This is a genomic window from Agrobacterium sp. 22-209-1 (assembly GCF_053522485.1).
The window spans coordinates 1-24,011 of the sequence record NZ_JBNWCH010000004.1 but is presented as its reverse complement, the minus strand read 5'-3'; the positions used below and the strand labels follow the sequence as shown (position 1 = coordinate 24,011).

Below are 24,011 nucleotides of genomic sequence, written 5' to 3'. Positions count from 1 at the left end.
CGCAGACTCCATGTCGCGAAGAGGCGCTTTTTTCGTTCACGCAAAATGATTTCACCAAACGCCAGAACGCCAGTTTTATTGACTATTCTTGCCCAGTTTTCGAAATGACGCGAATTGTCGCAAATGCGGGCTTAAACAACATTAGCGTGAAATTCATGCGCCCTTCGTCTCCTGTTTGTTTTCATTCCGTTCGCAGGAAAATTAGACATGTCTAATTTTCAAAAAGTTATTCAGTAAATCAATCCTTATATGAAACTGCAACGTTACAGAGCCTGATTCAGGAGGGATTTGAAATTTTTTTTCATGCGCGCTTCTCCCCGATTGATACAGTTAGAGCCCGAGGAGCCGTCGGATATCCATCAGGGTATTTGACAAAACAGGTAGTATTTTAAGCGAAAATTGATCCCGACGCGAAACTAGAAGCTGTGCATGCGACGCTCCTACCTCCATCTGGCGGATGAAATTGTGAGCAGAAGGCCATATCGCCCCGACGCAAAATCATTCCACTGATCCGTGACATGCACAAAGCATAAAGTTTACGCGCGTTGCAGTATCCGCCGCAATCACAGGCTATTTGCGGGCGGCTCCACCGCGCAAAACGTGTACGCGAACAATTGGGAAAGGCTTGCCGGGTGTAGCGAAAATCGATTCCGGTTTTCAAACCGATGCTGTAGGTTGCCCAAAGTAGCCCGCGAGCGAGTCTCTATTGTGACATTTGACATTCTTCTTCTGGTGCTCATGGGCGCGATGCTGCATGCCGGATGGAATGCGCTGGTCAAAGCCGGATCCGACAAATCGCTGGACGCCTCGCTGATCGCGGCGGGCGCTGCGGCCTGTTCGCTGCCGTTTCTGCCTTTCCTGCCATTTCCAGCTCCGGTCGCCATTCCTTTCCTGATCGCCTCGGCCGTTCTGCAATTCGCCTATTTCCGGCTTGTCGCCGCCGCCTATACGATCGGCGACATCGGCCTTGTCTACCCCGTCATGCGCGGCGTGGCGCCCCTGATCGTCGCTGCGACGAGCAGTCTGTTCCTGAGCGAGATTTTGAGCCCGGTGGCGCTTGCCGGTATCGCCGTCATCTCAGTCGGCATCCTGACGCTCGCTTTCGAGGCGCGGCGCGGCGGCGGAAAGGCGATCATGGTCGCCCTGCTCAACGCCTTCGTGATCGCATCCTACACCTTCGTCGACGGTGTCGGCGCAAGGCTTTCCGGCAACGCCATCTCCTATACGCTGTGGATGTCGCTTCTGCCGCCCGTGCTGCTTTTCGGCTTTGCCCTTTACCGGCGCGGTGTGGGCCCGGTCGCAAACCATGCCCGGCGCAACTGGCGGCGCGGACTGATCGGCGGCGGCGGCTCCATTCTCTCTTACGGGCTGGCGCTCTACGCCATGACCAAGGCGCCTGTCGCGGTCGTCGCGGCGCTCCGGGAAACCTCTATTCTCTTTGCACTGGTGATCTCCGTGGTGATCCTGAAGGAACGCGCCAGCGTCTGGCGTTATCTTGCCGGAGGCATCATTGCAGCAGGCGTTCTGGTGATGCGACTGGGATAAAACGGGCCCGCTTGATGGGGTAAAATAATACCCCATTATCAAGTCATTGTTTTTTCTATCTTATTTTTATGGCCTCCAAAATCCGTCATATTGACGCTTTCGTTCGCGCACCGTATAAGCGCGCCAGATCGGATTCCAGCCGGAATTGGGTCATTTGCGGTTGTCTTTCACGGCAACCAAACCAAGCAACAAGAAACGCCCGTATGCTCTTCATGCAAGAGGATGACGGGTCCACGTTAGAAAGTGAAATTCATGTCTACTTTCGTTCAGAAGCCCGCTGAGGTGGAGAAGAAGTGGGTCATCATCGACGCCGAAGGCCTCGTTGTTGGTCGCCTCGCCACCATCGTTGCAACCCGCCTGCGCGGCAAGCACAAGGCTACCTACACCCCCCACGTTGATGATGGCGACAACGTCATCGTTATCAATGCGGAAAAGGTTGCCCTCACCGGCAAGAAGTATTCCGACAAGAAGTACTACTGGCACACCGGTCATCCGGGTGGCATCAAGGAGCGTACGGCTCGCCAGATCATCGAAGGCCGCTTCCCGGAGCGCGTCGTTGAAAAGGCCGTCGAGCGCATGATCCCGCGCGGCCCGCTCGGCCGTCGCCAGATGAAGAACCTGCGCGTTTACGCCGGCTCGAACCATCCGCACGAAGCACAGCAGCCCACCGTTCTCGACGTGGCCGCGCTTAACAAGAAGAACGTAAGGAGCGCCTGATAATGGCCGATCTTTCCTCTCTGAAAGACCTCGCCCCGGCATCGGAAGCTTCGGCTCCCGTGCATGTCCGCAAGGTTGACACCCTCGGCCGCTCCTACGCGACCGGCAAGCGCAAGAACGCCGTAGCCCGCGTATGGGTCAAGGCCGGTTCTGGCAAGATCATCATCAACGGCCGCGATTTCACCACGTATTTCGCCCGTCCGGTTCTGCAGATGATCCTTCAGCAGCCGATCGTCGCCGCTGCCCGCACGGGTCAGTTCGACATCATCGCCACCGTTGCCGGTGGTGGTCTGTCCGGTCAGGCCGGCGCCGTTCGTCACGGTCTGTCCAAGGCCCTCACCTACTTCGAACCGGGCCTGCGCTCCGTTCTGAAGAAGGGTGGCTTCCTGACCCGCGACAGCCGCGTTGTCGAGCGTAAGAAGTACGGTAAGGCCAAGGCCCGCCGTTCGTTCCAGTTCTCCAAGCGCTAATCGCTTCTCAGAACTGTTCGTTCAGAACTTCGAAAGGCGGGGCTTCGGCTCCGCTTTTTTTCATGGCTCTCCTCCCTTGTTTTTTTAGCAGGAAGACAGCAACCTCGGCGCAAATCGCAATGGGGTGATCAATGCCGTCCAAAACCATCGACCATGCCTTCACCGCAACGACCCTGACATCGGCCGCCACCGACCCGACCCATGCGGGCGTCCTCTCCTTCATGCGGCGCAAATATACCAAGAACCTCAAGGGTGTATCGACGGCCATCTGGGGCATTCCTTTCGACGCTGCCACCTCCAATCGGCCGGGCGCCCGTTTCGGGCCGCAGGCGATCCGCCGGGCTTCAGCGATCTTCGACAACGATCCGCAATATCCTTTCGCGCGTGATCTTTTTGCCCAAATGCCGACCATAGATTACGGCGACTGTCTGCTCGATTACGGCAATCACTGGAAGACACCTGATACGATCGAAAAGGAAGCGCGAAAGATCATCTCCAAGACAGATTATCTGCTGACGCTCGGCGGCGATCATTTCATTACCTGGCCGCTTTTGAAGGCGCATGTCGCGAAGCACGGCCCGCTGGCGCTGGTGCAGTTCGACGCACATCAGGACACCTGGTTCGACGACGGCAAGCGCATCGACCACGGCTCCTTCGTGGCGCGCGCCGTGCGCGACGGGCTGATCGACCCCGACCGCTCGATCCAGATCGGTATCCGCACCCATGCGCCCGACGATTTCGGCATTCGCATTCTCCATGGTTACGAGGTGGAGGAAATGCGGGCAAGCGATATCGCCTCGCTGATCGTCAAGCACACGGCCGGCATGCCCGCTTATCTGACCTTCGATATCGATTGCCTCGATCCCGCATTTGCGCCGGGAACAGGCACGCCAGTCGCTGGCGGGCCGACCAGTGCGAAAATTCTCTCCGTTTTGCGCGGGCTTGGACAGCTCGATATTCGCGGCTCGGACGTGGTGGAGGTCGCGCCCGCCTACGACCATGCGGATATTACCGCCATTGCCGGAGCGACCGTTGCAATGTATATGCTTGGCCTGCGTGCCGAACGGCTGGCGAAGGCTGGCTGACAAAGATAACGGCGCTTGCCAAACTGATTCCGAATACCCTCGCAACACTCTGAAAAGTCAGGACAAGGACATGACAGCGAAGATCTTCATCGATGGCGAACACGGCACCACGGGTCTGCAGATCCGCACGCGCCTTGCCGGTCGCCGCGATATCGAGCTGCTGTCCATTCCCGAGGCCGAGCGCCGCAATGCGGCGATGCGCGAGGATATGCTCAACAATGCCGACATTTCGATCCTCTGCCTGCCGGACGATGCTTCCCGGGAAGCGGTCTCGATGGTGGCCGGCAATAACAATGTCCGCATTATCGATACCTCGACCGCCTATCGTGTCCATCAGGACTGGGCCTATGGGTTTGCCGAAATGGATAAGGAACAGGGCGAGAAGGTTCGTTCCGCCCGCCTCGTCGCCAATCCGGGCTGCTATCCGACCGGCGCGATCGCCCTTCTGCGCCCGCTGCGCGCCGCCGGCGTTCTGCCTGACGGTTATCCGGTCAGCGTCAATGCGGTTTCCGGTTACACTGGCGGCGGCAAGCAGATGATTGCCCAGATGGAAGACCAGAGCCGCGATGACGCCATCAGCGCCAATAATTTCCTTTATGGCCTGACGCTCAAGCACAAGCATGTGCCGGAGATGACCATTCATGGTCAGCTCGACCGTGCACCGCTGTTTTCGCCCTCCGTCGGTCGTTTCCCGCAGGGGATGATCGTGCAGGTGCCGCTTTTTGCCGCTGACCTGAAGGAAGGCGCGACCATCGAAACGATCCACGCGGCGCTGACCGCCCATTATGCGGGCCAGGACATCGTCAGTGTGGTGCCGCTTGCTGAAAGCAAGGGGCTCTCCCGCATCGATGCGGAGGAACTGGCGGGCAAGGATACGATGAAGCTTTTCGTCTTCGGTACGCCCGGCGGTGAGCATATCAACCTCGTGGCGCTGCTCGACAATCTCGGCAAGGGCGCGTCTGGCGCAGCGGTACAGAACATGGAGCTGATGCTCTCTGCATGAGACTTTTCTCATGAAGATTGCCCCGCCCTCTTTTCCGGCCTCGTGGAATATCGAGGCCGCGAAGTCTATTGCCGATACGCCGGCCGGGGTGGTGTACGAGCTTACGCGCGGCGATGGTTCCCTCGCTGTTGCCAAGGTTCTGAAAAAGAAAGTCCTGAAGGACAGCCTTCGCGGCGCGGATTTCATCGCATGGCGCGCCGGCATCGGCTGTGTGGAACTGCTCGACCGCTCCGACGATATTCTGCTGATGGAACACGCCGGTACGGAGACCCTGCGCGACCTGCTGTTTCGCGACGGCGACGACGCCACGACGGAAATCGCCGCCGATGTCCTGCTAAAATATCATCAGCCATCGCAGCAGAAGCCGCCTTCGAGCCTGCTGACGCTGCCGCTCTATTTCGAGAGCCTGTTTCGCAAGGCCGAGCTGGATCGCACCGACGGCATGGACAGCCGCTATATCGAGGCGGCCACGCTGGCGCAGGCGCTGATCGACCGGCAGCGGGATGTGAAGCCGCTGCACGGCGATCTGCATCACGAGAACATCATGCGCAGTGAACGCGGCTGGATCATCATCGATCCGGCTGGCCTGATCGGCGATGCGGCGCTCGATGTCGCCAATATGTTCTCCAATCCGCTCGACCGTTTCGACCTTACCCGCAGCGAGGCGCGCATCGCCTCCATGGCGGCGATCTTTGCAAAGGCTCTGCAACGGGACGAACGGCTATTGCTGCAATACGCCTTTGCCTATGGCTGCCTTTCTGCCGCGTGGCATGAAGAGGACGGCAATGCGGAGGAACGCGACAACGAACTCGCCGTCGCGGCCACCATCAAAACGGTACTCGGGCAGTTCTAAGCCGCTTCAGTCCCTGACTTCCACGGCAACGGGCGCCGGATATTCGCCGATGAACCCGCGCCAGTGGGCGACGGCGAAACCAAGCACGATCAGCGCCATGCCCTGATGAGCGAGCGCGACGTGAATATCCACATGCATGAGCAGCGTGGTGATGCCGAGCCCCGCCTGAATGGAGACGAGCACGAAGAACAGCACCGCCCGGCGGGCGTGTGGCGTACTGGGCAAGGCGCGGGCCATCGACACCATATGCCAAAGCGTGGCGGCAAACAGCGTATAGGCGCCGAGGCGGTGGACGAATTGCACCGTCTTGGGGTTCTCGAAGAGGTTGATCCACCAGGGTTGTTGCAGGAAGAGGTCGCCCGGCACCAGTGAGCCGTCCATTAGCGGCCAGGTATTGTAGGAAAGGCCGGCATTCAGCCCCGCCACCAATGCGCCGAGATAGATCTGGAAGAGACAGAGCACAGTCAGCAGCGCGGCAAAGCCCCTGCCCGTCTTTTCGTCGGCGGCGTCGGGCGAGTGGTGCGACAGGCCGCGCAATATCCACATGCAGCCCGCAAAGATGAGGCAGGCAATGGTCAGATGCGTAGCAAGCCGATATTGCGAGACATCCGTGCGGTTGACGAGGCCTGACGATACCATCCACCAGCCGATGAAGCCCTGAAAACCGCCAAGCGCCAGAAGGCCAACGAGCGGCAGGCGCAGGCGCTTTTCGACGCGGCCGGTCAGCCAGAAAAAGGCGAGCGGCAAAGCGAAGATGAGGCCGATGGTGCGGGCAAGCAGGCGATGCGCCCATTCCCACCAGAAAATCGTCTTGAACTCGTCGAGCGACATACCCTTGTTGATTTCCTGATATTGGGGAATGCGCTTGTAGAGCTGGAATTCCTCTTCCCATTCGGCCACGGAAAGCGGCGGAATGGCGCCATGGATCGGCTTCCATTCGGTAATCGACAGGCCGGATTCGGTAAGCCGCGTGGCGCCGCCGACGAGGACCAGACAGAAGAGCGTGAAGAGCACGACGCGAAGCCAGATGCGCAGCAGGCGGCGGTCCTTCTCCTGTTTCTGCAGGGCAGCCTCCACCACCATGTCCGCAGAACCATTTGCCATCGTCATGCCGCTCGAACGCATCTTTCAGGTCTCCCTCATACAGTCATGTTGATTAGCCCCAACCGGCACCACAAAACAAGGCCTCAGGGTTTGCGGCATCCGGTCGCGGCGGTATAGTCGGCCAGTTGTTCAATCACGGAAGATTTCATGCACCCTCGCCTCAGATCGCTCATCGGCACTATCGTCATCATCTGCCTCGTCGTCGTTTACGCCGTGGTGGCGACGGCCATTGCATCGGCGGCGCTGGCGCAATCGCCCTGGTGGGTGCATCTCGCTTATTTCGTGCTGACCGGAATCCTGTGGGTTCTGCCGGCGATGCTGATCATCAAATGGATGGCCGGACCCAAAAAACAGGGTTAAGCGCCGGCCATTGCATGACACCCTGAGGTCGCAATTTTATAAACCGATTGTTTGCCGCTCAGCGATATAGTCCGACCGAAACAACCGGAGAGAGTGGATGGCGGCTGAGGGGCCGGTCTTTATCAGCGACGAGCAAGCGCCGACCGCCGTGCAAAACGAGCGGCGGGGTGCTGATCGTCTGTTGATTGATCTGGTCGATGACGCCTCCACCATCCGCGTCGACTGGGAGCGGCTGGAAAACGATCCGCTCAATTCGCTGCATCAGAGTTTCGGCTGGTGCTCCATTTGGGCACAAACGCAGGATAGCGCGCTCCTGACGCTTCGCGGCCGGCAACGCGGCAAGACGATCTTTCTGCTGCCTCTCGAAATCGTAATGGAAGGCGGCGTTCGCAAGGCGCGTTTTCCCGGCGGCCGTTTCAACAATATCAATACGGGGCTTTTCGACCCCTCCTTTGCCGGACAGGCCGGACAGGAAATCGCGGCGGCGATTGCCCGGGAGGCGCGGAAGCTGTTGCATGGTCGAGTCGATATTTTGGCTTTGCAGAACATACCGCTGAGGTGGCGCGACAGGACCAATCCCCTCTCGCATCTTGCTTCCGTCGAGAACCAGAATCCGGCCTTCCAGCTTCCCCTGCTCGAAAGTTTCGAGGCCACGCTTCGGCAGGTCAATGCCAAGAGGCGACGGAAGAAATTCCGTATCCAGAGCCGAAGGGCCGAGGAAATGGGCGGCTACAGCCATGTGATCGCTCAATCGCCACAGGAAAAATGCGAAATGTTGCAGGCGTTTTTCCGCCAAAAGGCCGCCCGTTTCGCCTCGCAGGGCATTCCGGATGTGTTTCGCGATCAATCGGTGAAGGATTTCTTCTACGATCTCGCCAATTTCCCACAGACAGGCACGGACAGCCTGCTGGAGCTGCACGCCATTCGCCTGCATGGCGAAAACGAGGGCGTCATCGCCGCGATAGCCGGCCTTTCACGCAAGCAGGATCACATCATCTGCCAGTTCGGTTCGATCGATGAATCCGTTTCGGAACTCAGCCCCGGTGAATTGCTGTTCTGGTTGATGATCGAAAGGGCCTGCCGCGAAAAGGCGGCAATCTTCGATTTCGGCGTCGGCGACCAGCTCTACAAGCGCAGTTGGTGCCCGCTTTTCACCGTGCAGCACGATATATTCCTGCCGGTGACGTTGAAGGGTCGCGTTGCGGCCTCGGCCTATGTCGCCATCGCCCGGACGAAGAGCCTGATCAAATCCAATCCGGCGCTTTATGCGTTGATACAGCGGTTTCGCGCCGGACGGCCGAAGATGGACAGCGCCGCCGACTGAGTTGCCGGCGCTGTAGGTATGCGGCGCCTCAGGCCGCGCTCAGATGGTCCGGCTTGCGCATGCCGGTCAGCGGCAGCGCCTGTCCATAACCCTCGGCAACCAGTTCACCGAGCGTCTTTTCCAACAATTCGCTATCCTTGCCCGGAACCGAGACGATAATTTCCGCCGGCAGGTTGCGCAGCATTTTCCCGAGGCTCGAGATCTGTACCGCGCCGCACTCGACGAGGACGGTATCATAAGCGTCGGAGAGCGCGCCGAGGATCATCGTCAGACGGTCAATCGCACGCATGGCCTCGCGCGGCTGCGCATTGCCACGCGGCACAATATGGGCGTCGGACAGGCGGTCGCCGTGAATGGTTTCACCAAAGGCGGCCGCGCCCGCCAGAAGGTCCATCACACCGGGAAGTCCAGCCTCCGGCGCCATCAATCGCGTCGGACAGGCTGACGCCGTCATGTCGACGAGAACGACCGAACGACCCATTTCGGACAGAGCACGCGCCAGCATGACGGTCGTGGTCGAACCGCTATCACCGGCCGGAGACACGATCGCGGCGACCGGCTTGGCAAGGCGGGTAGCCAGGAAACCTGCAACGGCGCTAATGGAGAAGTCGTCATTGGCGTCGACCTCCTCCTCCACTGCCTCCTCTTTCGCAGCCGTGACATCCTCCACCGGCAGGGCCGGTATGGCGGCCGCAGCGGCGGCCGGTACACGCCGTTCTTCCTCTTCGGCAACGGGCTGGTATGCGGCGACCGGCATGGCTCGCGCAGCAGGCTGTATGGCTTCATGGCGCGCGACTACAGGCTGTTCCGACACGTCCGTCGTTTTGTCCGGATCGGCTGGGGAACGGGAAGGAGAAGGCGGATCGGAGAGCGGCGGAACTTGGTTCCTGCCCAACGGCTTCAAGGCCCGGCCGGTGAAGAGCTCCACCAGCATGACGACGATGCAGGACAGCAGAAAGGCCGCCAACGTCACGACGATGGTGATGGCGCCGGTCTTCGGGAAATAGGGTTCGCGCGGCTCCACCGCCGTCGAGATGACGCGCGCATCGGCCGGCGTGGAATCCACCGAACCGGCGCGCGAAGTCGCTTCGCGGTAACGGGCAAGATAGGTTTCCAGAAGCTGCCTTTGCGCAGAAGCTTCCCGCTCCAGATCGTTGAGACCGACCTGCTGTTCGCCGGCACGAACGCTTTCCGATTTCAGCATGTTCAGCTGCTGAACCAGTTGCCGTTCCCGCAGACGCGAAACATTGGCCTCGTTTTCGAGACTTGCCAGCACCTTGCGGGTTTCTTCCTGAATCTGCCGCTGTATGCCGTCAAGCTGATTGCGCAGCGCACGGATGCGCGGATGGCCTTCCAGCATCGAAGACGAGAGATCGGAAATCTGGCTGCGGATCGTCGTCTCGTTTTCCTTCAGCCTCTGGATCGTCGGGGAACCAACGACATCGGGGAAAGTATCAAGCGGACGGCCGTTAGCAAGCGCGCTGCGCACGCCTTCCGCCCGCGCTTCCGCATTGGCGCGCTCGCCACGGATACGGCCAAGTTCGGTGGAGATATCGCTGAGCTGGCGGGTGGCAAGCGTTTCGCCCTGCCCCGCCGAGAGAAGATCGGCGGAGGCGCGGTAATCCGCGACCTTCCTGTCGGCCTCGCGCACCTTTTCGCGCAGATTGGCGATTTCCGGCTCCAGCCAGCGCGCCGCTTCCGTGCTTGTATCCAGCTTTGCGCCGCTTTGCAGGGCGATATAGGCCTTCATCATCTCATTGGGGATGGCGGCGGCGAGCTTCGGGTCCTGCGAGGAAAACTCGACAGTGATGACGCGCGAACTTTCGACCTGATAGACCTGCAACTTCTCCCGGAAGGCCTTCAGCACCCGCTCTTCAGGCAACACCTGAAGCGGGTCCTTCTTGACGCCGACGGCGACCAGCAGCTGCGAGATGAGCGAAGGATGGGCCTCCGGATCGAACTCATCAAGCTCATAAAGCTTCATGTCTTTCGCGACCTGTTTGATGAGATCGACCGATTGCAGGATCTGCACCTGGCTGGAAACGGTCAATTCATCGAGAACCGGCTCGGCGGGCGCATTGGACTGCTGCGAGGCGCCGAAGGAGGCCGTGCGAGATTCGATGAGCACGCGCGCCTCGCCCTTATAGGCGGGCGACATCATGCTTGAGATCACGAAGGCGGCGCCTCCGGCCAGAAGCGTGATCGCCGCGATCCGCCCCTTGCGCCGCCATATGGCTGCGACAAGCTGCGCAAGATCGATATCCACATCCCTGTCGTCAATGCGATCGCCGTTCATGCAGGCTCCGTAACCGAGACAAACCTCGGGCGTTCAAATATAGATGGTCAATTTTCGCGAAGCTTAAGTCTTGCGGGTAACACAACAGTTAATCCCGGAGAATCCGACGAAATAAAGCCGATATTACCATCGCTCGCGCCGGCTGTTTACCGCACATTAACCCTAACAGAACGATAAGAATGATCAAAGATCGACTCGGAGCCAGATGAGATGCCGCTCGCCGGATCACGACATGTCACCGCACTGACGCTCGCCGTTTTGACGGCCCTTTCCGGCTGCGCGGCATATCAACCCGCGCCGAGGTCCTTTAACGAGGCTGCGCTGCAACCCTATCATGTCGATAGCGGCGACAGGCTGCGCATCAACGTGTTCGAGCAGGCCGGGCTGACCAACACCTATACGGTCGACCAGGCCGGTTATGTCGCCTTCCCGCTCGTCGGTCAGGTTCCCGCACGCGGCAAGACGCTGCCGCAGCTCGAAGCCGCCATAGCCGCCAAATTGCGGCAGGGTTACCTTCGCGATCCAGACGTGACGATCGAGATCGACCGTTATCGCCCGGTCTTCATCATGGGCGAAGTCGGTCGTCCCGGCCAATATTCCTATGTGCCGGGCATGACCGCGCAAAACGCCATAGCCATTGCCGGCGGCTTTACTCCGCGCGCCAATCAGGCCGATGTCGACATTACCCGCAAGATCAACGCCGAGGTGATGACCGGCCGGATCGGGATCACCGCGCCCATTCTGGCGGGTGATACCGTCTATGTGCGTGAACGCTTCTTCTAAGAACGGAGTGGCGCACGTGTCGGATGACGGCCCTCCCCTGCGTATCATTCATTGCTTCCGCTCCCCGGTGGGCGGTGTTTTCCGCCATGTGCGCGACCTCATCGAAGAACATGTGAAGCAGGGCCACAAGGTTGGCATCGTTTGCGACAGTTCCACCGGCGGCGCGCATGAGGAGCGGCTTTTCGCACAGATCACCCCGATGCTGGAACTCGGCCTCACCCGCCTGCCCATCAGGCGGTCCATCAGCCCCGGCGACCTCATGGCGCTGTGGAAATCCTACAAGCACATCAAAAGTTTGCGGCCGGACATTCTGCACGGACACAGCGCCAAGGGTGGCGCTCTTGCCCGGCTGATCGGCTCACTCCTGCGGGCGAACAGGTATCGCGTAGCCCGCCTCTATTCACCGCATGGCGGCAGCCTGCATTACGCCAGAAACAGCCTCAAAGGGCAGCTCTTCCTGCGGCTGGAGCGGTTCCAGGAACATTTCACCGATGCGCTCTGTTTCGTCTGCAATTTCGAGCAGGCGACGTATGAAGCCAAGGTCGGCAGGCCGCGCACCCGCACCGCGATGATCTATAACGGCGTTCAGGAAAGCGAGTTCGAAACCGTACCCGCGCGCGAAGACGCAGCCCGTTTTCTCTATATCGGCATGTTGCGCGACCTCAAGGGGCCGGATGTCTTCATCACGGCATTTGCAAAGATGGAACGCAGTCTCGGCAAGCCCATGTCCGGCGTGATTGTCGGCGACGGACCGGACAGGGACAAATATGCGGCGATGATCGACAAGGCTGGGCTTTCCCGGCGCATTTCCATGCATGCGGCCATGCCCGCCAGACAGGCCTTCGAACTGGCGACGACGGTGGTGGTGCCTTCGCGCGCCGAAGCCATGCCCTATATCGTGCTGGAAGCGCTTGCATCGGGAAAGACGGTCATTGCCTCACATGTCGGTGGCATTCCCGAAGTCCTCGGAGAAGACAGCGAAGCGCTCGTACCGGCTGGTGACGCCGACGCGCTGGCGCGGATCATGGTCAAGGATGCCGAGGACGCCGACTGGGCGCAGCGGATCATGCCTCGTCCCGACAGCTTCAAAGCGAAATTTTCAACCCCGGTCATGGCGGATGAGATGATGAAACTCTATCGCGACCTGTTATCCACCTGATAGTCATTTCAAAAACACGATTTTTAATTGTATATTCCGGCCATCCTGTAGAAAATCATCATAAACGTTTCTTAGCATGTTTCGGCTAGTTTCCTGCTCGTAGAGCGCGTGCGCCCATTCGGATGCATAAAAGGCGCTCTGCCACTTTGAGGTTGCGCATCGTTCCGTTCGAAAATTCAATGCGATTTTCAGGCCGATGTGCTGGAGGGTGCGGACCAAGGCAATGACCAAGACTGACAAGGACAGAATGCAATTCGATCTGGCGTCATTGCGCAAGAAACTCTCTGACCATGAAGCCGGCGGGTCTTCGGCGTCCGAAACGGTCGTTCTCAATCCGCTTGCACGGCAGATCGCCAACCAGCTTCGCGCCGGCAACCATTCGCCCAATATGGTGATCGGGCAATTGCGGCTTCTGGAATTCACGATGCTCGTCGTCATCGCCGCCATCGTCAACGGCATCGCGGCCGATCGCGGTCTCGAAACCTTTCTGTCGGTTTTCGGCGGCGGCGTATTGGGGGCGGCGCTCTGCGTGTTTCTGTTGCAGGCCGGTGACTGCTATCAGCTTCCGACGCTGCGCACGCCGCTGAAGATGTTCGCCCGCATTCAGGGCGCGGTGTGCCTCTCCTTCGTGGGAATTGCCTGTTTCCTTCTCCTTTTCTTTCCCGATGCGCTGCATTCCTGGCAAGCCTTTGGCGTCTGGTATGCAACGGCTGCGGTCGCGATCTTCGCCGGGCGGCTGATCCTCGGTTTCGCCATTCGTCATTGGGGCCGCAACGGCGTCATGGAACGCCGCGCCGTCATCGTTGGCGGCGGCGATACCGCCAAGGACCTTATCCGCTCGCTGGAGCAGCAGTCCGACAACGATATACGCATCTGCGGCATCTTCGATGACCGGAAAAGCGCCCGCTCCCCCGAAGTTGTCGCCGGTTATCCCAAACTCGGAACCTTTGCGGAGCTGGTGGAGTTCGCCCGCCTGACGAAGCTGGACATGCTGATCATCGCCCTGCCGCTCAGCGCCGAGGCGCGCATTCTCCAGCTTCTGCGCAAACTTTGGGTGCTGCCGGTCGATATCCGCATTGCGGCGCATGCCAATAAATTGCGTTTCCGCCCCCGCGCCTATTCCCATGTCGGCAAGGTACCGATGCTCGATGTGTTCGACAAGCCGATCCGCGACTGGGATTCGGTGGCGAAACGGGTGTTCGACATCACCTTCAGCCTCATCGGCATCGCCCTCTTATGGCCGGTGATGGTGGGGGCGGGAATTGCCGTGAAAACCACCTCGAAAGGCCCGATCCTCTTCAAGCAGAAGCGCCACGGCTTCAACAATGAGACGATCAATGTCTGGAAGTTCCGTTCCATGTATACGGAGCTCGCCGACCCGACCGCGAAAAAGGCCGTGACAAAGAACGACCCGCGCGTGACGCCCGTCGGCCGCTTCCTGCGCAAATCCTCGATGGACGAATTGCCGCAGCTTTTCAACGTTCTTTACGGCGATCTTTCGCTCGTCGGGCCGCGCCCGCATGCCGTTCACGCCCAGACGGGCGACTTGAAATATACCGAGGTGGTGGAGCACTATTTCGCACGCCACAAGGTAAAGCCCGGCGTCACCGGCTGGGCGCAGATCAACGGCTGGCGCGGCGAGATCGACCATGGCGACAAGATCAAGTTCCGGACCGAATATGATCTCTATTACATCGAGAACTGGTCGCTGTTTCTCGATTTAAAGATTCTGTTCCTCACGCCGATACGGCTGCTGAAATCGGAAAACGCCTATTGACCCACACCGGTTACCAGCACGCGGCGGGTTTTGACGCACCTTTGGCCACCATGCGGCTCATCGGTGCGTTCTTCATCGCGTTTGGCGTGTTCCTTTCCGGCTTCGTCATCTCCGAGCCGGCGCCTTATGAGTTGATGATGGTGGGACAGGTGGCGCTCTGGTTCCTACTCGGCCTTCGCCTTTCGCGCACCGTCGTCCTGCTTCTGTGCCTGCTGCTTGCCTTCAATGTCGGCGGTTATCTTTCGCTCACCACCATGGCCGATCTGGATGAGGGACCGCTTTATCTCGCCGTCTCGACCTTTCTGGCGCTGACATCGGTTTTTTACGCGGCGATCATCGAGGACAAATATCAGCGGCTGCTTTTGATTTTCCGGGCCTGGCTTGCCGCGGCGCTGATCACCGCCCTGCTCGGCATCATCGGATATTTCCACGCTATTCCGGGTTTCGAGGTCTTCACCCTCTACGACCGCGCCAAGGGCGCATTTCAGGACCCGAATGTTTTCGGTCCCTTTCTGGTGACCCCGTCGCTTTATCTGATCTACGGCCTCCTCACCGGCAAGGCGATGCATGCGCCTTTACGGATCGTCGGGCTACTCATCCTGTCGCTCGGCATTTTTCTGTCATTCTCGCGCGCGGCCTGGGGCTTGTTTCTGTTTTCCACCATCCTCCTCGTTTTCGTCATGCTGCTGAAAGAACGAACGGCCGCCTTCCGTCTGAAGATACTCGTGTTGTTTCTCGTCGCCGCGGGCCTCATGGTCGCGGCTATTATCATCGCGCTGCAGTTCAAACAGGTGGCCGATCTGTTCCTTAGCCGCGCCTCTGCGGTGCAATCCTATGATGGTGGGCATCTCGGCCGTTTTGCCCGCCACTATCTCGGCTTCCTGCTCGCAATGGATCATCCCCTCGGCATTGGCCCGATGGTGTTCGACAATATCTTTCCCGCTGCCGAACATAATATCTGGCTGAAGAGCCTGACGACGCATGGCTGGTTCGGTTTCGTGATCTATCTCGTGTTGATCTGCTGGACCGTTGCCGCCGGTTTCAGGCATCTGCTGCGGCCACGCCCCTGGCAGCCGTTCCTCATCATTTCCTGGGTTACTTTCGTGGGACATGTGATGATCGGCGCCGTCATCGATACCGACCACTGGCGGCATTTCTTCCTGCTGCTCGGCATATTGTGGGGGTGCATGGCGCTGGAGAAACGTGAAAGCCTGCGCCGCCGCGCACGCGCCGCGTAAAGACCTACCCTTACGGAACCTTACACCATTTCATGCGTTTAGCCCCCGATTCCGATTGTCAAACGGGGAGACATCTTATGACGCAGACCAATAATCTCTATCTCATTATCGGCGCCCTCATCGTGGTCATTGCCGGTCTCGGCATCTATGTCTGGCACGAGGAAAGCAAGCCGAAGGGAATCGAGATGAACATCGGCCCGAACGGCGTCTCCGTTCAGGAGAACTGATCCGCAAGCGTCGCGCAAAGTCCGGCCATTAAGACCGGGTGCATCCCAAGCCGAACGCGGCCGGGATTCGCCCGGTCTTCTTATGAGAGGAGACGAAAGGCGGGATCGATGCCCGCCGAGCCGGTTCGGTACGAATGATGCGTATCGCCCGATCAAGGAAACAGCTAGCGCAATGGTCTCCTCCATCGACCTGTCCACACGCCTCACCGCAACCAGAATGGCCCTCAAGGCCATCAAGGAGCAGGAAGACAATCCCGCCGTCACGTCCTCATCCTCCACTCGGACGTCTCTGCTCGGTTCCTACGGGCTCGACACCACCAACTCCTCCTCGTCCACCAATACCAGGCTCACGCAGCTTCTGGCGCAATATGCCCAGACCTCGAACGAGGATACGCAGACCGACGACACGGATACCCGGCTTTCTTCCGGCGATATTACCAAGGCCGATTTCATGAAGGCGCTGAAGGAGACGCTGGAAGAACTGACCGCGGATCCGGACAAGGCTTCGCAGGCCAAGGCCATGCTGGAGGCTTTGACGGCCGGCACGCTGACCGTCTCCGATCCCGCCGAAGGCGCGCAGGTCAAAGCCTGGGACGTGGCCGCAGATACAAAAACCACTTCCGGCCCTGCTATGACTATCGCCGTGACGGGATGGAGCGACTTTCTGAAAGACCATCTCAAACGCGACGGCTCGACCTATGCGAGAAGCGAAACCGGCGCCTATGTCGATACCATCTCTGGCGACAACGCGTTTTTCGGCAGCGTCGGCAGCCGCTATTATTATCTCACCTGGCCACAGGCGAAAAACGGCACTTTGACCGTATAAGCCGCATTCCCGGATGGCTGCGACATGGAACATGCCGCAGCCTCGCTTTCAACGCCCGTTCAGGCGGCAGGCGCGGCAGCAGGTTCGGCTCCGCCGGAAAGCGCCTTTTGTAACTGCGCTTCCTGCGCCGGCGACAGCGACGTCTTGATGACCCGTCCGCGCAGGCCTTCGAATTCCGCCAGTACCTTTTCCGGCTGCACCTTGCGGATCAGCACGAACAGCGCCGAAGAACCATTGGGAATGGTCTCGCCGAGCGATTTGATGAAATCGTCATCGATACCGAAATCCGTCAGCGAACCGGCAAGAGCGCCCGTGCCCGCACCGATCGCGCCGCCGATGGCAAATCCCGCCAGCGGGTTGAGGAACAGCAGGCCGACAAGGCCGCCCCAGAGGCCGCCGGACAGGAAACCGGAGCTTGCACCTATCGCAGTCAGATTGACGCTCTGCTTCAGATGCACCTTGCCGTCGTCATCGCGAACGACAACCACGGCATCCTCCAGATCGACCAGATATTCCTTTTTCAGGCCAGCAAGCTTCAGAAGCACCCTGTCGGCCACTTCCGTTCCGTCAAAACCAACAACGACAAGTTCAGACATAGTTCGTCTCCCTGAGTTTCAATTCCGCTGCGATTGAACGCCGAAGCGGGCGGCTTGTTCCGGCAATGATGGAAAGAGGATGTGTCATGCGTTTGACGACCGCCCGTCCGGACTGCTTCAGGCCTTCTACACCATCCACATCCTTTGCTCCTTTTTTTATGAAAAGACCATTTTCCGCTTGCGCCCTAACAGGCTTATATATAAACGGCTTTCAGGTTCGGAGCGTAGCGCAGCCCGGTAGCGCACTTGACTGGGGGTCAAGGGGTCGTGGGTTCGAATCCCGCCGCTCCGACCATTAAAATCAGATAGATAGCCAGTTCCCCCAGAGCTGGCTATATTTGTTTCAGCCATCTGGTAACCCGCGCCATGCGCGAATTTAAAAGACCGGATTCGGCTATACATTTGTCCAGGCCTGAGAATGAGGTGCGCCGAGATGGCCAAAAAAACGAAAATAGAACACTCGGAATTCTCGGGCGAGTTTGAAGACGACGGCGTCACGGTTTTGGTTGATATCTACCGGCCCGCCGGCACCCAGCAGGATTGGACGCTCGAAGTCATCAGCGAGCATAACGATGTCACCACCTGGGACGAACCCTTCGCGACCGATAAAGATGCCTGGGAAGAATTCCTGGCAACGTGTGAGAAGGACGGGATTCGCAGCTTTCTGGATGGCGAGGATCCGTCCATCCACTGACGTTCGAATGCTCGACGCCGGACCGTTGGGGGTCCGGGGCAAAATCCCGTACTGCGACCATTGTGGTGAGGGAGAACATTCTCCGCATAGTTTTTGAAAATACAGTCTTCACTGTAAAGTCGCCGACCACCGAAGGGCAATCCCTACTGCTTTGTCGACTCTCCGTTGTTGACTCCTCGCTAAAATTAGAACATTTAGTGAACAAAAGAGAGGTTATCCGATATGTCCAACGCTGGAAAAGTCACCCCCATACGGCCTGACGACATAGCGGGCTATGTCATCCAGTGTCACGACGGCGATGCGAAAGCGGCTGTCGAAGCCCTTCTCGGCGAAATCGAGCATCTGCAGGAACAGCTTTCCCTGGCGGTCGCCATTATGGGAAAGGGATATACGCGCGGATGGACGCCGGATATCGGACGCGATTAAAATCGTCTTCGCCAGCCTTTTTTGGACGCGACGATACATGCGGCGAGCTCGAGCACTTCCCGTAAAAGTGCGAAGCGGTTTTACGTCCGGAAATGCGTGAAAACAAAAAGGGAGAGCACGTCCACAGATTCCGCTTAAACCGGACGTGCTCTGGGGGACGATTGGACCTAAGGCGTCGCGCCCCCGCCATTTTGTCCCGATGCTGCCGAGGCGAAGGGATGAGTCATAGGCTGCCTAACAACTGACCGGAGACCGGAAACAGGCGGCCCGACATCCTTGCCTGCGTCGCCTGCCAATAACACATTCAATATTCGTTAGAGGCGATGGCGAAATCGTCGACGACGGGCATCTTTTCCGCGTTTTCCCAGGTCCGGTCCATGGCATAGGTTTGCGAGAGATAGGGAATGCCGATATGGCCGAAGCGGAAGGAAAGCTGGCTTTCCGCCTGTTCCTCGTCAAGCTTTGCCACGCGGCTGAGATAGAGCGCGGTGGCGAGGCCTGTCCTGTCCGCACCGGCCTTGCAATGAATGAGAATGGGCTTCGGCGCATCGCGCATGATGGCGACCAGTTCGTTGACCCTGTTCATATCGAGCTCCTGGCTTGCCGACATGCCAAAATCGATATGATTAAGTCCCAGATCGCGGGCGGTTTCGACCTCATCGCGATACCAGGCCTTGGATTCGTTCGCGCCGCGCAGATTGATGACCGTCCTGATACCGTGATCTTTGGTATAGCGGACGAGCTGCTCATTGCTCGGCTGATTGGAGCGATAAAGCTGCCCTGCGACAACCTCGTGAAAATTGCCCAGAAGCTGAATGGCGTAGAGATAACAGCCTGCGGCAAGCACAGCAAAACCCATGCCCCAAAGCGAGCACTTCCAGAATCTTCGCATAATAAAACGGTTCCCCTATTCGACGAGAGAACCGATACAGGTGGATTCTGACAGTAAGCTGAAAGTTCTGCGACAGTATTGTAAGAGTAGAAAAATTGCGCTTGATCAACGCACGAAAACGTAAACTGCATAGACCGCGATGAGTGCAGCGGCGGCCGCCGCAGTGATGGCGCCAAGGCGTTTCTCAATAAAATGACGTACCGATTCCCCGTATTTCTGCAGCAATCCGGCAAGGATGAAAAAACGCGCGCCGCGCGTGACGACGGCAGAAAGAATGAACAGGCCAAGGCTGATATTGGCCGCGCCGGAAAGGATCGTCACGACCTTGATCGGCGGCAGATGCGCGAGCCCTGATGTCACCAGCAGGAGAACGATGGTTTCGTAGTCCACCGAGTTCTTCAGATGCTCGAAGCTGTCGAGCTTGCCGTAAAATTCGAGAATGGGCCGGGCGATGCTCTCAAAGGCATAATGACCGAGGAACCAGCCGGCGATACCGCCGAGAACCGAGGCGACAGTTGCCACGAGCGCATAAAACATCGCCTTTTTCGGCTTTGCCAGCACCATGGGCAGGAAAAGCACATCCGCAGGCACGACGAAGACGGAGCTTTCCACGAAAGCTACGATTGCCAGCCACCACACGGCGGTTTTGCGCGCGGCGAGCGCCATCGTCCAGGCATAGATGTTTTTCAGCATGTGGTTTCTCCGGGGAAGAGTGTTGCGGAGTGAAGGCAGGCGGGAGCCAAGGCATATCGGCGGTGATTCATGCGGTTTACCGACAGCTACCGGAGGGCGGAGAACCGAACCCTGAATGAGGATTAGAGACAACGCAAGAGAATGGCAAATGTTGGAAGATTTATTTTTGCATCGCAAAAAATCATAAAGACGCGCATTTCCGGCCTATTCCGAAGGCCGGTTGTTGCAATGCAAAATTTCATCCTACGGTAGATGAACTCGCCTTTTTGCTGTAGAATAGCAATGGCGGAAAGAGGAGGAAGTTATCATGGACTATGTAAACTTCGTTACATCGATCAATCCGGTCATACTTGTCATTCTGCTGGTCGTTCTTCTTGCAGGCGCATACAGCAGCTGGGTTTCGCACTAAACAGGGCGAAACCGCACGACCAAATGTGAAGAGGCTCGTTTCTATCAGCGATAGGCATCGGGCCGGATGAATGGTATCAATCCCGGAGTTAAATCAACTTCCGGGACGACGCATGACGAACGAATTCGCATTCACTGATACGTCTGAAAAGCTCAGCACGACGCTTGAGAAGCTGATAGGAAAATTGCAGGGCCAGACGATTACGTTGCGCGAGTTGATGGAAGCGATCGGCGAACAGGGCCTGTTGCTCATCTGCGCTATCGCTTCCCTGCCCTTTCTCATTCCGGTTTCCATTCCCGGCGTCAGCACCGTCTTTGGCGCGGCGATCATCCTTGTCAGCCTGGCCATTACCCTCAACCGCCTGCCATGGCTGCCAGCGAAAATCCTTGACCGGAAGATGGAGACGGCAAAGCTCGTCCCGGCACTTCAAAAAGGTATCGCCATTGTCTCCAAGCTCGATGCTTTCATCCGCCCGCGCATTCCCGCGCTGACGACGGGCATCATCGCCAACCGGATCAACGGACTTGCGCTGATGACGGCGGGCGTATTGCTGATGATGCCGCTTGGCTTCATTCCTTTCTCCAACACCCTTCCAGGCGTTGCGATCCTGCTTTTTTCGGCCGGGATGATTCAGCGGGATGGCGTCACCGTGCTTGGCGGCTATCTTTTCCTGGGACTGACATCGATTTATTTCGCCGCGCTCGCCTATGCGGCGTTGTGGGCCGGCCAAGGCATCAGCAGCTCCATCGGCGCATAAGACCTAGTGCCGACCGTTATTGCGAGTGTCGCGGCGGTTCTGTCGCGACGCCCACCACACCGCCATCCGTCGCCGCCGGCGGCGAACCGCAGGGAGATCGTGCGAAAGCACAATGAGCCCAAGCGGTATCATCCAGAATCCGAGAACGGGCAGGAACCCCAGCGTTCCGCCCACCACCAGCGCCGAGCCCGTCGCAATCCTGCCAACGCGGGAACGCGGCATGGCAAGGCTCCATTTTCCGACATGGAGGCGCTGCGTTCTGTGGTCGATTCCGAATTTCATTCCATCCTGCCCTTTAACATCTGGCCTGTGGATATTTTTTTCATCGGCGATAAGCCCGGAAAATCGGCACTCTGACGAGATAAAACAAGAGGAATGCGTTTTTTTTGAAAAAACCGCTTGGCAAATCGGAAAAGCATTTGTATTACCCCGCTCACACCGCGCCAAGCGGTGGACGTTCCCTGGTAGCTCAGCGGTAGAGCATTCGACTGTTAATCGACAGGTCGCCGGTTCGAATCCGGCCCGGGGAGCCATTTTTCTTCTGACAGCGCCTAGAAGCCTTGCCTCGCAAGGAAAGCAGCTTCGTTAGAGGTACCTCATGCGGTACACCGATTGGTACCCTGAGAATGAGATTAGAAGTGCAATACGTTCAGAAACGTGGAAAATCTGGCTGGCGTTATCGCCGCAAAGTCCCTGCTCATCTCCGTGAAATTCTAGACAAGACTGAGATTGTCATACCGCTTGGCTCGTCTGAGACAGAGGCGATCAAAAATTATTACCGTGCCCACGCAGAAGCCGAACGCCAACTAGCCGCCGCCCTAAAGAGACCTACTGCAAAGCAAGCTAAGAGTGCCGTGTTATACGCCGAGGAACCGACTCCTTTCGAACTAGCGCAGTCTGCCTCAATAAAGATTCGCTCATTCAAGCTTGATCGGAACTGGGCAGGTGAAGGAGACCCGGACGGAAATGGCTCTGAAGAGTTGGCGCGCTCTGTCATAGCCGAATCCATCATGAGCAAATACACGGTGGATGACGAAGGCTACCCGATTGGGGTGTCTGCTCAGGACGCAGCATTGGCACGGAGCCTGTTAGGCGGCGCGCGTTTGCCTAGACCTAACCCCACCCTCAAAGATGCGGAACGGCTTTATCTTTCGGAAAAGATTTCAGGTCGCCCCAACGAGAAGAAAAAAGAGCTAGAGACTAAGCGCGCCCTCGCCTTTATCACTGACACATTAGAGCGCGACCCTGAGCTTATTGCATTGTCCCGACAGGATGCGCGAGAAGTACGCGACACCCTTCTTGACCGGGTCAAGCCATCGTCAGCCGAACGCTACCTCAACACAATCAACGCCGTGATAAACCACGCGATTAAAGAATTTGAGTTAGACACCGTTAATAGGTTCGCTGGTCTCACGGTGACGAAGGAGACAGCAGCGAAAGACGACAGGCTCCCCTTCTCACCTGACCAACTATCTAAGGTGCGCAAACGCGTCCTAGAGCGTGGGAACGAAGACCTGAGACGGATATGGCGCATTCTAGAGGGAACTGGATGCCGCATTGCTGAGGTTACTGGCCTGATGGTGGCAGACACCGTGACCGAAGGCGCGCTACCGCATTTGAATCTAGTCTTTCACCCTCACCGCAGATTGAAGACCAAAGGCTCTATTCGCAAGGTACCGTTGCTTGGGGATGCACTGAATGCCGCTAGAGAGGCCATAGCTGCCGCTGGGAGCGACAAACTGCTATTCTCGGCATACTGCCGCGACAGAGGCCCGGACGCAGCCAGTGCGGCGCTAATGAAGCATGTCCGCGCTTGCGTGACCGACAAGAAGATAACCGTGCATTCACTGCGTCACCTGATGGCTGATAGGCTCAGGGCATCTGGCGTGTCAGCAGCCGACCGAGAACTTGTTCTAGGCCACTCATCTGGGAAGATTGGGGACAACTATGGGGGAGATGACGCCCGGTTGAAGGTTGCAACTGATGCCATGAAAAAGGTGTTCGAACTCGACCGTTGAACGACGCCGAAAAGACCTGAGCTAATGGAGTTTTTGGCATGTCGCCACCAAATCGCAATGAACCGCACCGGATTTACCGGAGACCCCAACTCGTGAGAAGTAGGGTCTATGACAAGCAAGACGACGAACAAATTCTCCCCTGAAGTCCGCGCCCGTGCCGTGCGTATGGTGACGGAGCATGAAGCCGAACATCCCTCCCGCTGGGCAGCGGTATCATCGATAGCGGCCAAGATCGGCTGCTCGGCGCATACCCTCCATGAATGGGTGAAGAAGGCCGAGGTCGACAGCGGCAAGCGGGCTGGCCTGCCGAGCGACGTGGCCGAGAAGATGAAGGCACTGGAGCGGGAGAACCGGGAGCTTCGTCAGGCGAACGAGATTTTGCGCAAAGCCTCGGCATATTTTGCCCAGGCGGAGCTCGACCGCCCACTGAAGCGATGATTTCCTTCATCGACGAACACCGCACGGTGCTCGGGGTCGAGCCGATCTGCAGGCTGCTGCCGATTGCCCCGTCCACCTACTATGAGGTCGTTGCCAAGCGCACGGACGTGGACCGCCTGTCGGCCCGCGCCCGTCGCGACATGGCGATGAAGGTCGAGATACGCCGGGTGTTCAACGAGAACTTCCAGGTCTATGGCGTGCGGAAGGTCTGGCGACAGTTGCAGCGAGAGGGTCACGACATCGCCCGCTGCACCGTCGCTCGGCTCATGAGAATGATGGGTCTTCAAGGCATCATTCGCGGCAAGCCCGTCAAAACCACCG

Annotated in this window: 24 protein-coding genes, 2 tRNA genes, 1 pseudogene and 1 other annotated feature; of the genes and pseudogenes, 21 read left to right on the top strand and 6 right to left on the bottom strand. The window is 58.3% G+C overall.

Features of this window, described 5'->3' with window-relative positions; genetic code table 11:
- The first annotated feature begins 708 nt into the window (after nt 1-708).
- The 6 genes from ACQZ48_RS11270 (at nt 709) to ACQZ48_RS11245 (ending at nt 5,673) form a co-directional block, all read left to right on the top strand.
- Nucleotides 709-1,545, top strand: a complete 837-nt coding sequence (locus ACQZ48_RS11270; protein WP_191217666.1) for an EamA family transporter — start codon at nt 709-711, stop codon at nt 1,543-1,545.
- A gap of 252 nt (nt 1,546-1,797) precedes the next feature.
- Entirely contained in the window at nt 1,798-2,262 is a 465-nt protein-coding gene (rplM, locus tag ACQZ48_RS11265) for a 50S ribosomal protein L13 (protein ID WP_077982462.1), read from the top strand.
- A 2-nt stretch (nt 2,263-2,264) separates the two neighbouring features.
- Nucleotides 2,265-2,732, top strand: coding sequence for a 30S ribosomal protein S9 (rpsI, locus tag ACQZ48_RS11260; RefSeq protein ID WP_003521540.1), 468 nt, complete (start codon nt 2,265-2,267; stop codon nt 2,730-2,732).
- Nucleotides 2,733-2,863: 131 nt separating this feature from the next.
- Nucleotides 2,864-3,817, top strand: a complete 954-nt coding sequence (gene speB / locus ACQZ48_RS11255; protein ID WP_077982463.1) for an agmatinase — start codon at nt 2,864-2,866, stop codon at nt 3,815-3,817.
- A gap of 70 nt (nt 3,818-3,887) precedes the next feature.
- Nucleotides 3,888-4,820 carry an N-acetyl-gamma-glutamyl-phosphate reductase gene (gene argC / locus ACQZ48_RS11250; RefSeq protein ID WP_191217667.1) on the top strand — a complete coding sequence of 311 codons (933 nt, stop codon included), beginning with the start codon at nt 3,888-3,890 and terminating at the stop codon, nt 4,818-4,820.
- Nucleotides 4,821-4,830: 10 nt separating this feature from the next.
- Complete coding sequence (locus tag ACQZ48_RS11245) at nt 4,831-5,673, top strand: aminoglycoside phosphotransferase family protein (RefSeq protein WP_448728824.1); 843 nt, start codon at nt 4,831-4,833, stop codon at nt 5,671-5,673.
- A 6-nt stretch (nt 5,674-5,679) separates the two neighbouring features.
- Here ACQZ48_RS11245 and ACQZ48_RS11240 read toward each other — a convergent pair whose 3' ends face one another.
- Nucleotides 5,680-6,783: a COX15/CtaA family protein gene (locus ACQZ48_RS11240; RefSeq protein WP_165691202.1), complete on the bottom strand. Its 1,104-nt coding sequence runs from the start codon at nt 6,781-6,783 to the stop codon at nt 5,680-5,682.
- 141 nt (nt 6,784-6,924) lie between these two features.
- Here ACQZ48_RS11240 and ACQZ48_RS11235 point away from each other — a divergent pair, with 141 nt between their 5' ends.
- Nucleotides 6,925-7,137, top strand: coding sequence for a DUF2842 domain-containing protein (locus ACQZ48_RS11235; RefSeq protein WP_020811154.1), 213 nt, complete (start codon nt 6,925-6,927; stop codon nt 7,135-7,137).
- Nucleotides 7,138-7,234: 97 nt separating this feature from the next.
- Nucleotides 7,235-8,461: a polysaccharide biosynthesis GNAT family N-acetyltransferase UppA gene (gene uppA, locus ACQZ48_RS11230; RefSeq protein WP_077982467.1), complete on the top strand. Its 1,227-nt coding sequence runs from the start codon at nt 7,235-7,237 to the stop codon at nt 8,459-8,461.
- 28 nt (nt 8,462-8,489) lie between these two features.
- Here the strand turns inward: uppA and uppB are convergent, their stop codons facing one another.
- The gene (uppB, locus tag ACQZ48_RS11225) at nt 8,490-10,757 is read right to left on the bottom strand and encodes a polysaccharide biosynthesis protein UppB (RefSeq protein WP_191217670.1); all 2,268 of its coding nucleotides are present in this window, start codon (nt 10,755-10,757) and stop codon (nt 8,490-8,492) included.
- Between the two features lie 210 nt (nt 10,758-10,967).
- Between uppB and uppC the strand changes: the two genes are divergently transcribed.
- From uppC to ACQZ48_RS11195, 6 genes are all read left to right on the top strand, one after another.
- Entirely contained in the window at nt 10,968-11,540 is a 573-nt protein-coding gene (gene uppC, locus ACQZ48_RS11220) for a polysaccharide export protein UppC (RefSeq protein ID WP_080790905.1), read from the top strand.
- A gap of 16 nt (nt 11,541-11,556) precedes the next feature.
- Complete coding sequence (uppD, locus tag ACQZ48_RS11215) at nt 11,557-12,699, top strand: polysaccharide biosynthesis type 4 glycosyltransferase UppD (protein ID WP_162520438.1); 1,143 nt, start codon at nt 11,557-11,559, stop codon at nt 12,697-12,699.
- Between the two features lie 223 nt (nt 12,700-12,922).
- Nucleotides 12,923-14,476, top strand: coding sequence for a polysaccharide biosynthesis glycosyltransferase UppE (uppE, locus tag ACQZ48_RS11210; protein WP_137410175.1), 1,554 nt, complete (start codon nt 12,923-12,925; stop codon nt 14,474-14,476).
- A complete protein-coding gene (uppF, locus tag ACQZ48_RS11205; RefSeq protein ID WP_077982473.1) occupies nt 14,473-15,714 on the top strand; it encodes a polysaccharide biosynthesis O-antigen ligase family protein UppF in 1,242 nt (413 codons plus the stop codon). Before uppE ends, uppF begins: the two co-directional genes overlap by 4 nt.
- 77 nt (nt 15,715-15,791) lie before the next feature.
- Complete coding sequence (locus ACQZ48_RS11200; protein WP_003521552.1) at nt 15,792-15,941, top strand: hypothetical protein; 150 nt, start codon at nt 15,792-15,794, stop codon at nt 15,939-15,941.
- A gap of 172 nt (nt 15,942-16,113) precedes the next feature.
- Nucleotides 16,114-16,767 (top strand): hypothetical protein, encoded by a 654-nt coding sequence (locus ACQZ48_RS11195; protein WP_191217792.1) that lies wholly within the window; start codon nt 16,114-16,116, stop codon nt 16,765-16,767.
- Between the two features lie 59 nt (nt 16,768-16,826).
- Here ACQZ48_RS11195 and ACQZ48_RS11190 read toward each other — a convergent pair whose 3' ends face one another.
- On the bottom strand, nt 16,827-17,363 hold the full coding sequence (locus ACQZ48_RS11190) for a DUF1269 domain-containing protein (protein WP_077982476.1): 537 nt from the start codon (nt 17,361-17,363) through the stop codon (nt 16,827-16,829).
- A gap of 218 nt (nt 17,364-17,581) precedes the next feature.
- Here ACQZ48_RS11190 and ACQZ48_RS11185 point away from each other — a divergent pair.
- From ACQZ48_RS11185 to ACQZ48_RS11175, 3 genes are all read left to right on the top strand, one after another.
- A tRNA-Pro gene (locus ACQZ48_RS11185) sits at nt 17,582-17,658 on the top strand.
- A 138-nt stretch (nt 17,659-17,796) separates the two neighbouring features.
- The gene (locus tag ACQZ48_RS11180) at nt 17,797-18,057 is read left to right on the top strand and encodes a phosphopyruvate hydratase family protein (RefSeq protein ID WP_191217788.1); all 261 of its coding nucleotides are present in this window, start codon (nt 17,797-17,799) and stop codon (nt 18,055-18,057) included.
- Nucleotides 18,058-18,279: 222 nt separating this feature from the next.
- Complete coding sequence (locus ACQZ48_RS11175) at nt 18,280-18,483, top strand: hypothetical protein (RefSeq protein ID WP_191217787.1); 204 nt, start codon at nt 18,280-18,282, stop codon at nt 18,481-18,483.
- 304 nt (nt 18,484-18,787) lie between these two features.
- Here the strand turns inward: ACQZ48_RS11175 and ACQZ48_RS11170 are convergent, their stop codons facing one another.
- Both ACQZ48_RS11170 and ACQZ48_RS11165 read right to left on the bottom strand, forming a co-directional pair.
- Entirely contained in the window at nt 18,788-19,342 is a 555-nt protein-coding gene (locus tag ACQZ48_RS11170) for a dual specificity protein phosphatase family protein (RefSeq protein ID WP_162520445.1), read from the bottom strand.
- Between the two features lie 138 nt (nt 19,343-19,480).
- Nucleotides 19,481-20,068, bottom strand: coding sequence for a YqaA family protein (locus ACQZ48_RS11165; protein WP_077982480.1), 588 nt, complete (start codon nt 20,066-20,068; stop codon nt 19,481-19,483).
- A 521-nt stretch (nt 20,069-20,589) separates the two neighbouring features.
- On the opposite strand from ACQZ48_RS11165, the gene ACQZ48_RS11160 reads away from it, so the two are divergent.
- Complete coding sequence (locus tag ACQZ48_RS11160) at nt 20,590-21,234, top strand: exopolysaccharide biosynthesis protein (RefSeq protein ID WP_077982481.1); 645 nt, start codon at nt 20,590-20,592, stop codon at nt 21,232-21,234.
- Nucleotides 21,235-21,237: 3 nt separating this feature from the next.
- On the opposite strand, the gene ACQZ48_RS11155 is transcribed toward ACQZ48_RS11160, so the two are convergent.
- Complete coding sequence (locus ACQZ48_RS11155) at nt 21,238-21,516, bottom strand: hypothetical protein (protein ID WP_173988834.1); 279 nt, start codon at nt 21,514-21,516, stop codon at nt 21,238-21,240.
- Nucleotides 21,517-21,692: 176 nt separating this feature from the next.
- On the opposite strand from ACQZ48_RS11155, the gene ACQZ48_RS11150 reads away from it, so the two are divergent.
- The 3 genes and pseudogenes from ACQZ48_RS11150 to ACQZ48_RS11140 form a co-directional block, all read left to right on the top strand.
- Nucleotides 21,693-21,767: transfer RNA gene (locus ACQZ48_RS11150), tRNA-Asn, on the top strand.
- A 105-nt stretch (nt 21,768-21,872) separates the two neighbouring features.
- Nucleotides 21,873-23,252, top strand: a complete 1,380-nt coding sequence (locus tag ACQZ48_RS11145; RefSeq protein ID WP_448728823.1) for a tyrosine-type recombinase/integrase — start codon at nt 21,873-21,875, stop codon at nt 23,250-23,252.
- Nucleotides 23,253-23,360: 108 nt separating this feature from the next.
- Nucleotides 23,361-24,011, top strand: a pseudogene (locus tag ACQZ48_RS11140) (IS3 family transposase); the annotation flags it as partial.
- Nucleotides 23,645-23,761, top strand: a sequence feature (AL1L pseudoknot). It overlaps the preceding pseudogene by 117 nt.

Bases quoted from the DNA above. Each gene is read 5' to 3' on its own strand.
- uppA (WP_077982467.1), top strand. From the start codon at position 7,235: ATGGCGGCTGAGGGGCCGGTCTTTATCAGCGACGAGCAAGCGCCGACC.
- ACQZ48_RS11190 (WP_077982476.1), bottom strand. From the start codon at position 17,363: ATGTCTGAACTTGTCGTTGTTGGTTTTGACGGAACGGAAGTGGCCGAC.
- ACQZ48_RS11195 (WP_191217792.1), top strand. From the start codon at position 16,114: ATGGTCTCCTCCATCGACCTGTCCACACGCCTCACCGCAACCAGAATG.
- ACQZ48_RS11200 (WP_003521552.1), top strand. From the start codon at position 15,792: ATGACGCAGACCAATAATCTCTATCTCATTATCGGCGCCCTCATCGTG.
- argC (WP_191217667.1), top strand. From the start codon at position 3,888: ATGACAGCGAAGATCTTCATCGATGGCGAACACGGCACCACGGGTCTG.
- uppB (WP_191217670.1), bottom strand. From the start codon at position 10,757: ATGAACGGCGATCGCATTGACGACAGGGATGTGGATATCGATCTTGCG.
- ACQZ48_RS11240 (WP_165691202.1), bottom strand. From the start codon at position 6,783: ATGACGATGGCAAATGGTTCTGCGGACATGGTGGTGGAGGCTGCCCTG.
- ACQZ48_RS11160 (WP_077982481.1), top strand. From the start codon at position 20,590: ATGACGAACGAATTCGCATTCACTGATACGTCTGAAAAGCTCAGCACG.
- ACQZ48_RS11175 (WP_191217787.1), top strand. From the start codon at position 18,280: ATGTCCAACGCTGGAAAAGTCACCCCCATACGGCCTGACGACATAGCG.
- uppE (WP_137410175.1), top strand. From the start codon at position 12,923: ATGACCAAGACTGACAAGGACAGAATGCAATTCGATCTGGCGTCATTG.
- ACQZ48_RS11170 (WP_162520445.1), bottom strand. From the start codon at position 19,342: ATGGGTTTTGCTGTGCTTGCCGCAGGCTGTTATCTCTACGCCATTCAG.
- ACQZ48_RS11155 (WP_173988834.1), bottom strand. From the start codon at position 21,516: ATGAAATTCGGAATCGACCACAGAACGCAGCGCCTCCATGTCGGAAAA.
- ACQZ48_RS11245 (WP_448728824.1), top strand. From the start codon at position 4,831: ATGAAGATTGCCCCGCCCTCTTTTCCGGCCTCGTGGAATATCGAGGCC.
- ACQZ48_RS11165 (WP_077982480.1), bottom strand. From the start codon at position 20,068: ATGCTGAAAAACATCTATGCCTGGACGATGGCGCTCGCCGCGCGCAAA.
- rpsI (WP_003521540.1), top strand. From the start codon at position 2,265: ATGGCCGATCTTTCCTCTCTGAAAGACCTCGCCCCGGCATCGGAAGCT.
- speB (WP_077982463.1), top strand. From the start codon at position 2,864: ATGCCGTCCAAAACCATCGACCATGCCTTCACCGCAACGACCCTGACA.
- ACQZ48_RS11235 (WP_020811154.1), top strand. From the start codon at position 6,925: ATGCACCCTCGCCTCAGATCGCTCATCGGCACTATCGTCATCATCTGC.
- uppC (WP_080790905.1), top strand. From the start codon at position 10,968: ATGCCGCTCGCCGGATCACGACATGTCACCGCACTGACGCTCGCCGTT.
- rplM (WP_077982462.1), top strand. From the start codon at position 1,798: ATGTCTACTTTCGTTCAGAAGCCCGCTGAGGTGGAGAAGAAGTGGGTC.
- ACQZ48_RS11180 (WP_191217788.1), top strand. From the start codon at position 17,797: ATGGCCAAAAAAACGAAAATAGAACACTCGGAATTCTCGGGCGAGTTT.